This is a genomic window from Flavobacterium saccharophilum (assembly GCF_900142735.1).
Classification (GTDB): Bacteria; Bacteroidota; Bacteroidia; order Flavobacteriales; family Flavobacteriaceae; genus Flavobacterium; species Flavobacterium saccharophilum.
The window spans coordinates 14,604-28,762 of the sequence record NZ_FRBY01000006.1 but is presented as its reverse complement, the minus strand read 5'-3'; the positions used below and the strand labels follow the sequence as shown (position 1 = coordinate 28,762).

Annotated in this window: 11 protein-coding genes; 1 reads left to right on the top strand and 10 read right to left on the bottom strand. The window is 35.3% G+C overall.

Features of this window, described 5'->3' with window-relative positions:
- Window positions 1-2: 2 nt before the first annotated feature.
- Window positions 3-1,184: a DNA polymerase IV gene (gene dinB, locus BUA98_RS18680; RefSeq protein ID WP_072975050.1), complete on the bottom strand. Its 1,182-nt coding sequence runs from the start codon at window positions 1,182-1,184 to the stop codon at window positions 3-5.
- A gap of 84 nt (window positions 1,185-1,268) precedes the next feature.
- On the opposite strand from dinB, the gene BUA98_RS18675 reads away from it, so the two are divergent.
- A complete protein-coding gene (locus tag BUA98_RS18675; protein WP_072975048.1) occupies window positions 1,269-2,042 on the top strand; it encodes an XRE family transcriptional regulator in 774 nt (257 codons plus the stop codon).
- A 284-nt stretch (window positions 2,043-2,326) separates the two neighbouring features.
- Here BUA98_RS18675 and BUA98_RS18670 read toward each other — a convergent pair whose 3' ends face one another.
- The 9 genes from BUA98_RS18670 to BUA98_RS18630 form a co-directional block, all read right to left on the bottom strand.
- Entirely contained in the window at window positions 2,327-4,045 is a 1,719-nt protein-coding gene (locus BUA98_RS18670) for an ATP-binding protein (RefSeq protein ID WP_072975046.1), read from the bottom strand.
- A gap of 240 nt (window positions 4,046-4,285) precedes the next feature.
- Window positions 4,286-5,413 carry a histidine kinase gene (locus BUA98_RS18665; RefSeq protein WP_072975045.1) on the bottom strand — a complete coding sequence of 376 codons (1,128 nt, stop codon included), beginning with the start codon at window positions 5,411-5,413 and terminating at the stop codon, window positions 4,286-4,288.
- Between the two features lie 275 nt (window positions 5,414-5,688).
- On the bottom strand, window positions 5,689-6,765 hold the full coding sequence (locus tag BUA98_RS18660) for a porin (RefSeq protein ID WP_072975043.1): 1,077 nt from the start codon (window positions 6,763-6,765) through the stop codon (window positions 5,689-5,691).
- 420 nt (window positions 6,766-7,185) lie between these two features.
- Window positions 7,186-7,737: a K(+)-transporting ATPase subunit C gene (locus BUA98_RS18655; RefSeq protein ID WP_072975041.1), complete on the bottom strand. Its 552-nt coding sequence runs from the start codon at window positions 7,735-7,737 to the stop codon at window positions 7,186-7,188.
- Window positions 7,738-7,899: 162 nt separating this feature from the next.
- Window positions 7,900-9,933, bottom strand: a complete 2,034-nt coding sequence (gene kdpB, locus BUA98_RS18650; protein WP_072975039.1) for a potassium-transporting ATPase subunit KdpB — start codon at window positions 9,931-9,933, stop codon at window positions 7,900-7,902.
- Between the two features lie 8 nt (window positions 9,934-9,941).
- Window positions 9,942-11,663: a potassium-transporting ATPase subunit KdpA gene (kdpA, locus tag BUA98_RS18645; protein WP_072975037.1), complete on the bottom strand. Its 1,722-nt coding sequence runs from the start codon at window positions 11,661-11,663 to the stop codon at window positions 9,942-9,944.
- A 130-nt stretch (window positions 11,664-11,793) separates the two neighbouring features.
- Window positions 11,794-11,871, bottom strand: coding sequence for a K(+)-transporting ATPase subunit F (kdpF, locus tag BUA98_RS18640; protein ID WP_072975519.1), 78 nt, complete (start codon window positions 11,869-11,871; stop codon window positions 11,794-11,796).
- A 153-nt stretch (window positions 11,872-12,024) separates the two neighbouring features.
- A complete protein-coding gene (locus BUA98_RS18635; protein ID WP_065448378.1) occupies window positions 12,025-12,306 on the bottom strand; it encodes a DUF7674 family protein in 282 nt (93 codons plus the stop codon).
- 461 nt (window positions 12,307-12,767) lie between these two features.
- Window positions 12,768-14,111: a sigma-54-dependent transcriptional regulator gene (locus BUA98_RS18630; RefSeq protein ID WP_072975036.1), complete on the bottom strand. Its 1,344-nt coding sequence runs from the start codon at window positions 14,109-14,111 to the stop codon at window positions 12,768-12,770.
- Window positions 14,112-14,159 lie beyond the last annotated feature (48 nt).

The window sequence follows — 14,159 nt, the reverse complement described above, 5'->3', positions numbered from 1 at the left end:
GATTATTTTTTACGTTTTAAAATTTCATCTTTATTATTAGGTTTAAAAATGGCTCCGGCACAGCGCATTACGGCATCAAAACCATAACGGCTTTTCATTTTATCCATAGCTTCATAAAGCGATAACATTTCTTCAGTATCTTCAAAAAGATCAATTTGATAGGTACCGCGAACCAATCCGCTAAAGCGAATACCAATCAGGCGCAATCGCATTCGGCGTTGGTAGACTTTTTCGAAAAGTTCCATTACATTTTTGGTCAGAATATGATCTGCTGAAGTGTAGGCGATTTTGCATTGTTTGGTTTCGGTATCAAAATTGGCGTAGCGTATTTTAACCGTAATAGTTGAGGTCAGCCATTGCTCAGACCGCAATTGGAAAGCCAGTTTTTCGACCATTCCGATAAGCACTCTTTTGAGTTTTGCAATATCAATAGTATCCTGAGAAAAAGTATGTTCAGTCGAAATTGATTTTCTTTCGGTATAAGGTTCAACAGGTGTATTATCGATTCCGTTGGCTTTTTTCCAAATATCCAAACCGTTTTTGCCAATCATCTGCTGTAAAACTTCAGGCGGCATTTCAGATAAGGTTTGAATTTTACGGACGCCAATTCGGGATAAAAGCTGAAAAGTGACCGCTCCAACCATAGGAATTTTTTGAATCGATAACGGATTCAAAAAACCTTGTACCTCGTTTTCCGGAATTTGTAAATTTCCAACGGGTTTGCCTTCGCCGGTAGCAATTTTAGAAACGGTTTTATTGATGGATAATGAAAAACTAATTGGTAATCCGGTTTCTTTAATAACAGATTGTGCGAGTTCATTCGTCCATTTATAACTTCCGTGAAATTTATCCATTCCGGTAATATCAAGATAAAATTCATCGATGCTGGCTTTTTCCATAATCGGTGCTTTTTCTTGAATGACCTGCGTAACATCATGCGATAATTTCGAATATAATTCCATATCGCCTTTTATAACTTTGGCTTGCGGACAAAGTTTCATCGCCATATGAATAGGCATAGCTGAACGCACTCCAAAGTAACGTGCTTCATACGAACAAGAGGCCACAACACCGCGATCACCACCACCAATAATTAGAGGTTTGCCTCTTAATTCTGAGTTTGTTAGCCTTTCGCAGGATACAAAAAAGGTATCCAAATCCATGTGTACAATTGCCCTTGCCATTTCCTTTGTTTTTGTACAACAAAATTAATACAGATAATAACAATTTTTTGTATATTTGGTGTTCCAAATTATAACAAATTAATTATGTCCTTATTTTCAGATAACATTAGAGCACTAAGGGTTAAGCATAAAATATCACAAGAGAAATTAGCTGGAAACCTTAAAATAACACGAGGAAGATACGTTAAGTACGAAGATGGAACTTCAGAAGCGCCGTATGATATTTTAAAGCAGATCGCTTTATATTTTCATATGAGTATTGATTTGATACTGTCTGTCGATATCCGCAAAATAGATGTGGAAAATTTGATAAAATTAGAAGGAAACCGACTCATTTTGCCCATACAAGTTGATAAATTCGGAGAAAATTTCATCGAAATTGTAAGCCAAAAAGCAAAAGCAGGCTACTTAAACGGCTATGCCGATCCCGAATATATTGAAAGTTTACAGCAGGTTTCGCTTCCATTTTTAGGGCCAGGCAAACACAGAGGTTTTCCTGTAGAAGGTGATTCAATGCCACCTCACGAAGACGGTTCGATTATTATTGGGCGTTATGTCGAAAGGCTGGGCGAGGTTATGGATGGTAAAACTTATATCCTGATTACCAAAAATGAAGGTATGGTCTATAAACGTCTCAATAAGAACAAAAAGAATGCTTTGGTTCTGGAATCAGACAATCGTTTTTATCCGAATTATGAAGTGAAAGCCTCAGATATTTTAGAAATCTGGGAATACGAATGCAACATAGGGCGAAGCGATAGACGTCATGAACAGACAGAATCGCAAAGTATGAAAGATTTGCTTTTGGAAGTTAAAAGGGAAGTGATGGAGATTAAGAATAATACTTCGAATACGTAATTTTTCAATTTCAAATTTCAATTGCAATATAAAGTGAGTCCCAGCGGGACGATATGTTTATAGAAAATTATTATCACATTTTAATAAACTCCATCGGGGTGACATGTTTATTATCACGATGAATGTCGCTCCGCTGGAGCTTTGTATAGGGAAATCATTAATTATTTATAAATATTACGCTCCGCTGGAGCTTTTTTTGAAAATTTTCATCCCAAATATTCCATACTTTGTCTCAACTGGACTGAAGTCCAGCCCTACAATATAATTTGAGCCTATGGCTCTTTTTAAACTTTTAATGAAAACCAGAATGTACTTCCCAATCCTAAATTACTTTCTACGCCAACATTTCCATTTTGCGCTTCAATAAATTCTTTGCTGATTGCCAAACCTAATCCGGTTCCTGATTTTTGGCTGCCGGGAACCTGGAAATATTTATCGAAAACTTTGTCTTTATATCTGGCGTCAATTCCTTTTCCGGTGTCGATAACCTGAAATACGATTTGATTGTTTTCTTTTTTTAATTGAATGACAATCGTACTCTTTTCTGAAGAATATCGAATGGCATTCGACAAATAATTAATCAAAACCCAGCCTGTTTTTTCGCTATCGGCTTTTACGTCTTCGAGGTTTTCATCAGCATTAATTATTAATTTAATTTGCTTTTGATCGGCCTGAACTTTTACGGCTTCCACAGCATAATTTACAATTTCGTGTGGATTGCTTTTTTCGATATTCAACTGAATATTTCCGGTTTCCAATTGTGACAAATTCAGCAGTTCGCCTGTGATTTTTAGTAAACGCTGACTGTCATCTTTAATACTTTCGACCAATTGTTTCTGATCGTCGTTCATGTCGCCGGTTTTTGTGTTTTCAAGTAATTGAAGACTTAGTTTTATAGACGCAATTGGGGTTTTTAATTCGTGTGAAACGGTGGCAATAAAATTGGTTTTAGCAAAATCAAGTTCTTTAAAAAGCGTAATATTTCGCAGAATAATAACATCACCAATATTAATTTCTTTTTCTTCTCCCGTTGGAATTATAGTAATATTTAGAATTTCTTTTTCGAAATAACTTTCCTTTCCGTGTGCATAAATTTTAAGTGGTTGTTTTTTAGGAGAATCAGTTTCTTCTTTTACAATCAAAGACCGAATTAAATCATTCGACAAAGCCAAATTATAAGCCGATTTTCCGATAACATCTTCTAATTTCATTCCGATAATCTTCAGTGCTTCATCATTCATAAATAAAACAATACCTTCATTATCCAAACCAATAATAGGATCGTTCATATTATTGATAAGCGTTTCGAGTCGCTTTTTCTCAAAGAATAATTTATATAAATTACTGTCGTTGTATTCCTGAAGTTTCTGCGCCATCGTATTGAATGATTTTGCCAAATCACCATATTCACTGTGGCTGGTAAAATGCACACGCTCCGAATAGTTTTTATTGGCAATTTCCCTGATACTTTGCGTTAGTTCCTTAATAGGGTTTGCAATATTATTCGGTAGATTAACCAATAAGTTAAAAGCAATCAAAAAGCATAAACTTCCCACAATAGCGATCCATAAATTAGCATTTTCAGCAGTATGTTTGGCAATGTCACTTTTCTGTTTTATAGCATCCAGATTCAGTTTCATAATGGCAAAAATGTCTTGTCTGATTTGCGCTTTTATTTTTTCATCGGTGCTATTTTTTTCTAAAAACGAAAAATCATTTTCAAGTTTAGCCGTCGCTTCTTTTTCACCGGGTTCGGTTACATTTTGCGTTTGTTTCTCAAGATATTCCTTGAAAACATGAATTTTACTATCAGGACTTTCTTTAATTTCATCCAAAGACAAAATCATATTTCGCGAATATTCCAGCGTGTTATAATTCGCTTTCAGAATATTCTCCGTGTCTGCCTTTATCAAAAAAACAGAATAGCCACTCACTAACGAAAGTATGATGATCATCAAAAATAACAATCCAACGCCCAGATTCAATTTGGTTTTAATTCTCATGATGTTTGTTTAAAACATTTAATTTTTTTTTCACCATATAAGTGATATAAGAAAATATTAGAATTGCTTTTTTTAACGCAAAGAGCGCAAAGATTAGATTAAAAAAGCTTTGCGTCCTTGCGACTTTGCGAGCAAAAAAAATCAGCGAACTTTGCGTAAAAACTTAGCGCTCTTTGCGGTTAAAATTCAACGTCCTAATTAAAATGAACTTATATGACTTATATGGTTTAAATAATTTTACTACGATAAAATAACAAGGTCCACATTCGATAATGACAGGCGATTTAATAAACGCCTGAAAATCGTTGTAGACAAAATTACTTTAAATAAATTCAAATGCGGTTTCCCAATGCAGACAGTTGTAATTTGTTTTTCTTCAACCGCAATCAAAATCGCATCGGCAATATTTTTATTTTCTAATTTGATAACTTCTGCACCTAATTGTACGGCCAGTTTAAAGTTATTAATTAAATGTCTTTGTTTGTCTAATGCAATTTTGGTACTGCTTTCTTTTGGTGTTTCTACATACAAAACATACCAGCTTCCATTATAATAACTCGCCAATCGCGCCGCTTTTCTAATCACAATTTTAGCCGTTTTATCATTACTGCTAATGCAGGCCAAAAGTTTCTCGTGGCGTAAAGCATGTAGTTGAGGCACTTCGTTTTCGACTTTTCGAACCACCTGACTCGCCACTTCCTTTAAAGCTAATTCACGCAATTGCAGAATTTGTTCCGATTTAAAGAAGTTCGTCAAAGCAGTTTGAATTTTATCCGGCGTATAAATTTTTCCTTCTTTCAAACGCGCAATCAAATCTTCCGATGTCAAATCGATATTAACCACTTCATCAGCCAGACGCAAAACATTGTCCGGAATTCGCTCCTGAACATCAATATTGGTAATGCGTTTTACATCTTCATTCAGACTCTCAATATGCTGAATATTCACTGCCGAAATCACATTGATTCCCGCTTCTAAAATTTCTAAAACATCTTGCCAGCGTTTTTCGTTTTTGCTTCCTTCAACGTTGGTGTGTGCTAATTCATCAACAATCACAACTTCAGGTCTTAGGTTGATAATCGCCTGTACATCGAGTTCTTCCAGCTGTTTCCCTTTATAGAAAATGGTTCGCCGTGGAATCACAGGCAAACCAGCTAAAAGTTCATGCGTTTCCTTTCGCATATGCGTTTCGATGTAACCAATTTTTACATCAATTCCATTCTTCAACAACGAATGCGCTTCCTGAAGCATACGATAAGTTTTGCCTACACCGGCACTCATCCCAATGTAGACTTTAAACTTTCCTTTCCGTGATTTCTGAATTAAATCAAGAAAGTGCTGTGCGTTATTTTCTTTTTTCTGTTCCATATGGTTTTGCCACGAAGGCACTAAGTCGCAAAGTTTTTATTTAATTTAACCATTAAGATATTAAGTTAATAAAGTCAAGGCTTAATGTTTCTCAGCAAAGGCCCATTAAGGCAATGCTTAACTTTCTTAATATCTTAATGGTAAAAATTACTGTTTAATATTAAAACCATTAAGATATTAAGTTAATAAAGGCCAAGCTTAATTTTCTCAAATAGCTCATTAAGACAAAGCTTAACTTTCTTAATATCTTAATGGTAAAAAAATAATTTTAATGTTTAAAAACTAATCGCCAAAGATGTTGTTACAAACGTATTCGTATCCGTTGGAAGATTATCTTTTGTAAATATTTCATCTTTGCTAGAAAGATTTCTGGCTTCAATTCTAAACATTACATTATCAGTTACTAAGTAATCAAAGTTAGCTGAAAATCCGTAAGTTTTAAAACCGTTTGGCGTTTCAGTTGCGATAATAACACCTTTTTCGTCACTGTAATATTCGCCACGTGCAGCCAACTGAATTTTATCTGTCGGTTTGTATTGCAGGATCAAAACAGGCGAAAACCAAGTATCGTATTTATTACTGTTTTTAGCAGCTTGTTGTGACCCAACATCAAAACCAGCCGTAATGTTTGTTTTGTCTGTTACTTTAAATTGTCCGTAAAAGTTGTTAAAATAACGCCATTTTTTATCGATATCTGGTTGTTCATTTCCAACATATGTACTCCAGTTCAAAACCACTCTATCCGTTGGTTTGTATGTAATTTGTGTTCCAAAAGCAGGCGTATGATTTCCTTCTACTTTCTGGATACGCTGCCAGCCATTCAAATACATTCCGGCCAAGTACCATTCTCCGGATTCAGAGGTGTAACCAATTTTTACTCCAGCTTCATAATAAGGAGAATTCTCCGCCAAAATGCTTCGGGTTAGCGTTTGGCAATCTTTTCCAATGGCACTTTCAAAACCAATATGTGCTGGCATAATTCCCGCATCAATCCACAAATTATGGCTTTGCGAAATCTTTACACCAACATTTGCTTCATATACATTTTTCAATAAATCCTGTTCAGCCGACATATTGTATTGGGCATAAGTTCCAGCCATTAAAGCAAAATTTCCGCGAATGTTTTCTTTCGTATAATTCACTTTTGCCATACCTAAATTTAGATTCACTTCATTGCTTCGGTTATAATTGTAAAAAAATCCCGGGCGTGTATGATCGTCTGGTTTCCCGAAATCATAACTGTAATAAACGTCTACATATCCTGAAAACGTTAACGGATTTTTAGATTCTTCTTGTGCATGTAAATTGCTAAAACCGAATGCGATTAAAGCAGTAAGTATTATTTTTTTCATTTTTGTTTTTATTATTTGGGGTAAAAAAGGCGTTTTAATTTTTATTAGTAGGTTTTTAAGGAGCTGTTTCCTGCTATCCGCTATATCTTTTTAGGCAGATCGTTTATGGTAAACAAGATCTTTTCAATAGCCTAAAAAGGATACCGCTTCTATCAGGGCTAGGGCACTCAGGGTAAAAGGACGTTTTTCGTTCTAATTTTTTATCTAGTTTGTCATTGCGAGGAACGAGGAATCCCCGCAAGTGGCTCGACACAGATTGTAAAGTTTCTTTGAGGAGTTTCTTGCGGGGATTCCTCGTTCCTCGGAATGACAAACGGTGTGGTTACTATATTATAATTTATAATAAGATATCATACCTACAAGGTTTTTAAAACCTGTTAGGAGAAAAACCTTAGAACCTTAGCGACTCAGAACCTTGTTTTAGCGAAGCGCATCAAGGGCTACATTCAATTCCAAAACATTAACCGTTTCAGGACCAACAACAGCCGTATTAATTTTAGATTCAACCAAAGCTTTAACTTTTGATTCGTCCAGTTTTCTTTCTTTAGCAACACGTTTTACCTGAATCAATGCGCCTTGCGGAGAAATATTCGGATCCAATCCACTTCCAGAAGCCGTAACCATATCGGATGGAATATCAGATTTTTTCAAGTACGGATGAACTAGTAAAAGTGTATCAATTCTTTTTTGAACCAAAGCCAGATAATCGGCGTTACTTGGTCCTTTATTGCTTCCGGCACTTCCTGCAGCGTTGTATTCAACAGCCGAAGGTCTTCCCCAGAAATAATTCGACTTATCGAATTTTTGACCAATTTTTTGGTAACCAACTACTTTTCCGTTAACCGAAAGAGTTTCTCCTTTTCCTTGATTAGGAGCCATTTGTGCAATTCCATAAATTGCAAGAGGATAAATCACTGCGAACAGAATTACGATAAGCAATGTCAATTTTAATAGTGAAAATATATTTTTCATCTTTTTAAGATTCTAAGAGACTAAGTTGCTAAGGTTCTAAGTTTTTTTTAGAAGCTTAGTAATCAAAGTCTATGTTTATAATTTTAGTTTTTTAATGGTTCTTGGATTTTAAGACTCTAAGAGAAAAACCTTAGAGTCTTAGTATCTTAGTATCTCAGAACCTTACATAAATAAAGCAACAAGTAAATCAATCAATTTAATTCCGATAAAAGGAACAATCAATCCGCCTAAACCATAGATCAAAAGATTTCTTTTTAAGATGGCACTTGCTCCGATTGGTTTGTAATCAACACCTCTCAATGCTAATGGAATCAATATCGGGATGATAATCGCGTTAAAAATAACAGCCGATAAAATCGCACTTTCCGGACTATGCAAATGCATAATGTTTAAACCCTGAAGCGCAGGAATCGCAGTAATAAAAAGAGCAGGAACAATAGCAAAATATTTCGCAACGTCATTTGCAATAGAAAAAGTAGTTAAAGTTCCACGAGTCATTAAAAGCTGTTTTCCAATTTCGATAATCTCGATTAATTTCGTTGGATCATTATCAAGATCGACCATGTTTCCAGCTTCTTTAGCTGCCTGAGTACCACTGTTCATAGCAACACCCACATTTGCTTGCGCAAGAGCAGGAGCATCATTCGTTCCGTCTCCCATCATGGCAACCAATTTACCAAGATTTTGCTCATTTTTGATGTAGTTCATTTTATCCTCAGGTTTCGCTTCGGCAATAAAATCATCGACTCCGGCAGCTTCGGCAATAAACTTAGCTGTTAGCGGATTATCACCAGTAACCATTACCGTTTTTACACCCATTTTTCTCAATCGGTCAAAACGTTCTTTCATTCCGGTTTTAATAATATCCTGTAATTCGATAACACCTTGAACCTGATTGTTTTTAATAACCACTAATGGCGTTCCTCCGTTTGAAGAAATGTCGATTACTTTTTGTGCAGTATCTTCTGGAAAACTATTTCCTGCCTGAGCAGCAATATTTTTTGCAGCATCCTGAGCACCTTTTCTAATATTAGTTCCGTCTTTTAAAATAACTCCGGAAGTTCTGGTTTCTGCGGTAAATTTTATTAAAGTAGCACCTTCAATTGATAATTTATTGGCAGTTTCGGCTCCTGCCAGTTCCACAATACTTTTCCCTTCCGGAGTGTCATCTGCTAATGAACTTAACACAGCAGATTTTATAAAATCTTCTTCTGAAACTCCTTTTGTAGGATAAAAACTGGTTGCTTTTCTGTTTCCGATAGTGATGGTTCCGGTTTTATCCAAAAGTAATACGTCAATATCTCCAGCAGTTTCTACCGCTTTTCCCGATTTTGTAATTACGTTGGCACGCAATGCTCTGTCCATTCCGGCAATCCCAATCGCAGAAAGCAAACCTCCAATTGTCGTTGGAATTAAGCATACAAACAAAGCAATAAAAGCCGCAATCGTGATGGGTGCATTTGCATAGTCGGCAAACGGTTTTAGCGTAACGCACACAATCACGAAGATTAAGGTAAATGCGGCTAATAAAATGGTTAAGGCAATTTCGTTTGGCGTTTTCTGACGACTCGCACCTTCAACCAAAGCAATCATTTTATCTAAAAAGCTTTCGCCAGGCTCAGAAGTTACGATTACTTTTATTTTATCAGATAATACTTTTGTCCCGCCGGTTACAGATGATTTATCACCACCTGCTTCCCGAATTACAGGAGCACTTTCTCCGGTAATCGCACTTTCGTCAATGGTTGCCAATCCTTCAATAATTTCACCATCGGTAGCAATTAAATCGCCAGATTCACAAACGAAAATATCTCCTTTTTTTAATTCAGACGAACTGATATTTTTGATTTCTCCGTTTGGTAAAATTTGTCTTGCCGGAGTTTCTTCGCGTGTTTTTCTTAAACTATCGGCTTGTGCTTTTCCTCTGGCTTCAGCAATAGCTTCAGCAAAGTTGGCAAACAAAAGTGTCGCTAGTAATATTAAAAACACAATTAAATTATAAGTAAAACTACCTTGGTCAGTTGCTCCCATTAAAATGGAAACACAAACAGCAAACATAATGGCAGTTCCTATTTCTACGGTAAACATTACCGGATTTTTAATCATCAATTTTGGATTCAGCTTCACAAAAGACTGCGATAAGGCTTCTTTAACCTGCTTACTTTCAAACAATGAATTGGATTTATTATTAGTCATTTTTTATATTATTTTAATGTAAAATATTCTGCCAATGGACCTAAAGCCAAAGCTGGAAAGAATGATAAAGCAGCAATAATTGCGATTACGGCGAAAACCATAATTCCGAAAATCGTAGTGTCCGTTTTTAAAGTTCCTGCACTTTCCGGAATGTATTTTTTATTCGCTAATAATCCTGCAATTGCCAATGGCCCAATGATCGGAATGAAACGGCTTAACAGTAATACAATTCCTGTAGTGATATTCCAAAAAGGATTATTATCTCCTAAACCTTCAAAACCAGAACCGTTGTTTGCGGCACTCGAAGTATATTCGTATAACATTTCAGAGAATCCATGGTTCCCAGGATTGTTTAGCCAGCCTGTCGCGTTTCCGCTAAACCAATAACCCATTGCAGTATCATGAGCTGCAAAATAAGAAGCTATTGCTGTTCCGGCTAAAATCAATAAAGGATGAAGAATCGCAATAAAAGCAGCAATTTTAACTTCGCGGGCTTCGATTTTCTTTCCTAAAAATTCAGGAGTTCGACCCACCATTAAACCGGAAATAAATACAGCCAGAATAATGAAAATATAGAAGTTCAGGATTCCAACACCACAACCTCCGTAAAAGGCATTTACCATCATAGCAAGCAATTGCATCGCTCCGGAAATTGGCATCGAACTATCATGCATACTGTTTACAGAACCTGTAGAAATTACGGTTGTAGCAATACTCCAGAATCCTGAAATCGCTGGGCCAAACCGAACTTCTTTTCCTTCCATAGCTCCGGTTGCCTGAGCAATTCCCATTTTTTCTATGGCTGGATTTCCGTTAAGCTCTGTAGCTATAGTAGGAATAACAAGGAGTAAAAAACCAACTGTCATTACACCAAAGATTACGTAAGCTAGTTTCTTTTTCTTTAGATAGAAACCTAAAGCGAAAATCATGGCAAACGGAACGATCAATTGTGCCCAAAGTTCAACTGCATTTGTGAAATAAGTTGGATTTTCTAATGGATGTGCTGAATTGACTCCAAAAAATCCACCACCGTTTGTACCGATATGTTTGATAGCAATAAAAGCTGCAGCCGGACCACGTGAAACTTGTACTGAATCACCTTGTAAAGTGGTAATAGTATCTTTTCCTTCAAACGTCATAGGAGTTCCGCTAAATAATAGCGCAATTGCTACAATAGCTGAAAGTGGTAACAAAATACGAGTACAACTTTTGATGAAATAATTATAAAAATTCCCCAGTTTTTCTGTAGTTCTTTCTTTCATTGCAGTAAAAATCATTGCTGCGGCGGCCATTCCCACACCAGCAGAAACAAATTGCAGGAACATTAACATAAGTTGTCCAAGATAAGAAAGACCACTTTCACCTGAGTAATGTTGTAAATTACAGTTTACTACAAATGAAATAGCCGTATTAAAGGCCAAATCAGGCGTCATAGATGGATTATTATCCGGGTTAAGGGGTAAGGAACCTTGAAACAATAGGACAAAAAAGCAAAGAAAGAACCAAATCATGTTTACACTCAAAAGTGCTTTTAGATGTTGTTTCCAGTTCATCTCTTCAGTAGAATTGATACCACTAATTTTAAAAATAAATTTTTCAATTGGATTGAAAATCGGGTCAAAAAGGGTTTTATCTCCTAAATAAACTTTAGCAATATATTTTCCTATTGGAATGGCTAAAACTATCGAAATGATAAAAATGCTAATGACACCAAATAACTCTGTGTTCATATTTTGTTTGTTAGAAATTAAATAAAATTTGGGCTTTTATAAAAGCGCAATAAGCGTTACAAAGGCTAATGTCCAAGCCACAAAAACATATAATAGTAGCTTTTTTCCTGACTGTGACTTTTTCATTTTTTTAGAATTTTTCAGGTTTGATTAATACATAAACCAAATAACCAAAAACAGCGATAGAAATAATAAATAGTGCAGTCATGATTTAGATTTTTTCAAAGAATTCAACTGATTTAAAACAAATGGCAAAAAGCACAACGGCCAATGCGAGTAAAAGAAAAGTGATCATAATGTTATTTTTAGATTTTAGATTTTTCACGATTAACCAATTAAACAGTTAACCGATTAAACATTTTTATACGCCTGAAGCATTAATCTGCTTAATATATTCCGCTTTAAGCGTTTGTGGAAAAAGATGTGAAATGTTGCAGTGACGTACTTCCATAAAAGAAGAAACGGAGAAAACATACACATTAGAAATAGCATTTTTAGTTTCAATGCTTCCGCTAATAAATAGGCGCTCAGCAAGTGCAAGACATTTTTTTGCACGTACTATATTTCCAGAAATAATAGATTTTTTGGTTATCTCGGCAAAGCGTTCCGCTTGTTTGTAGATTGAGGTTACTTGATTTTTCATGAGAATGAATTTTTATGTTCTTCCTCCTTATGCCAAAATATGTTCCGAAAAAGTTGTGGTGTGGTTAAAGTGTTGTAAATAAAAGGAATGTAGTTTTGTGCCAAAAATTAAGCATAAAAAAAGCCTATCATTTTGATAAGCTTTTATTGAAATGATAAGGATTTGATTTTTGAATTTGAGTCCCAGAGGGACGTCATGTTTATAGAAAATTACAACGTTCGATAATAAAGCCGCATTGGGGCGACATGTTTTAGATTGAAACAAACGCTAGAATGTCGCTCCGCTGGAGCTTCAATCAAAACTAATTATATTTGCTATAAACATTTTGCTCCGCTGGAGCTTTGATCTAAAAACCGATTACATTTTCTATAAATATTTTGCTCCGATGGAGCTTTCGATTGAAATTTTAAACCGAAACTCAAAATTGGAATTTAGAATTTAATTTTTGGAATTTATTTTAACTATTGAATATTATATTCTTCCAGTTTCCTATACAACGTCGCGATCCCAATTTCAAGCAATCGTGCTGTCTCGGCTTTATTACCTTTTGTATAATTCAAAACCTTCTGAATATGCAATTTTTCAATACTCTGCATAGAAAAAGCCGACATCGATTTTGTTGCTTTTTCAGGCTGATGCTGCATTTCGTAAGGCAAGACATCTGAAGTTAAAGTATCGCCATTGCTCAAAATAACTGATCGTTCGATAATATTTTTAAGTTCCCGAATATTTCCCGGCCAGGAATAATTTTCTAATTTCTGTAGAAAATCATCAGCAATATCTAAAGTTTTTTTGTTTGTTTTTTCAGAAAATTGCTTCACGAAATAATGGGCCAATACCGAAACATCTTTAATTCTTTCGCGCAAAGAAGGCAATTTGATTTCGAAAATATTCAATCGAAAATATAAGTCAGAACGAAAACGGTGTTCATCACTTTCTGTTTTTAAATCACGGTTTGTCGCTGCAATTAATCTGAAATTTGACTTTTTGGGAGTTGTGTCTCCAACCGGAATATATTCGCTGGTTTCTAAAACGCGTAATAATTTGGCTTGAAGATCGATTGGCATTTCACCAATTTCATCCAGAAATAAAGTTCCGCCGTTTGCTTCTTCAATAAAACCTTTTTTATCTTTTAAAGCTCCGGTAAAAGCACCTTGTTTATGACCAAACAATTCACTTTCTAAAATTTCTTTACTGAAAGTACTGCAGTTCAAAGCCACAAAAGATTTTCCAACCCGATTACTGTTTTCATGTATCGCTTGTGCAAAAACTTCTTTTCCAGTTCCGGTTTCTCCCGTTAATAAAACAGTCGAATCGGTTTTGGCAACTTTTTGTGCTAAATCAATAACTTGTTCGATTCCTTTTGATTTTCCAATAATGGTATTAAAAGAATATTTATCGCCAATTCGTTTTTCGAGTTGTTGCACCTTTTTCTGTAACTGTACTTTTTCTACAGCTTTATAAAGAAGCGGAATAATTTTATCATTATCATCGCCTTTTACGATATAATCGAAAGCACCATTTTTCATGGCCTGAACACCATCCGGAATATTCCCAAAAGCAGTTAATAGAATAACTTCTACTAAAGGGAAACTGTTTTTTATATTCTGAAGAAAATCAACACCGTTTCCGTCAGGTAATTTTACATCACATAGAACGACATCAATTTCAGTTTGTTCTAATTTCTTAAAACCTGATTTTAAATCTTTAGCTTCAAAAACTTCAAATCCTTCCGATTTTATAATACGTGCCAGCAGACTTCTCAGTTTTTCTTCGTCGTCTATAATTAAAATTTTGTGTGTCATTTGAGGGAAAGGCTAAAGGCGAAATTCATTTTCGTGGTACAAATTTAG

Bases quoted from the DNA above. Each gene is read 5' to 3' on its own strand.
- BUA98_RS18655 (WP_072975041.1), bottom strand. From the start codon at position 7,737: ATGAAAAATATATTTTCACTATTAAAATTGACATTGCTTATCGTAATT.
- BUA98_RS18670 (WP_072975046.1), bottom strand. From the start codon at position 4,045: ATGAGAATTAAAACCAAATTGAATCTGGGCGTTGGATTGTTATTTTTG.
- BUA98_RS18660 (WP_072975043.1), bottom strand. From the start codon at position 6,765: ATGAAAAAAATAATACTTACTGCTTTAATCGCATTCGGTTTTAGCAAT.
- BUA98_RS18675 (WP_072975048.1), top strand. From the start codon at position 1,269: ATGTCCTTATTTTCAGATAACATTAGAGCACTAAGGGTTAAGCATAAA.
- dinB (WP_072975050.1), bottom strand. From the start codon at position 1,184: ATGGCAAGGGCAATTGTACACATGGATTTGGATACCTTTTTTGTATCC.
- BUA98_RS18630 (WP_072975036.1), bottom strand. From the start codon at position 14,111: ATGACACACAAAATTTTAATTATAGACGACGAAGAAAAACTGAGAAGT.
- kdpB (WP_072975039.1), bottom strand. From the start codon at position 9,933: ATGACTAATAATAAATCCAATTCATTGTTTGAAAGTAAGCAGGTTAAA.
- kdpA (WP_072975037.1), bottom strand. From the start codon at position 11,663: ATGAACACAGAGTTATTTGGTGTCATTAGCATTTTTATCATTTCGATA.
- BUA98_RS18665 (WP_072975045.1), bottom strand. From the start codon at position 5,413: ATGGAACAGAAAAAAGAAAATAACGCACAGCACTTTCTTGATTTAATT.
- BUA98_RS18635 (WP_065448378.1), bottom strand. From the start codon at position 12,306: ATGAAAAATCAAGTAACCTCAATCTACAAACAAGCGGAACGCTTTGCC.
- kdpF (WP_072975519.1), bottom strand. From the start codon at position 11,871: ATGACTGCACTATTTATTATTTCTATCGCTGTTTTTGGTTATTTGGTT.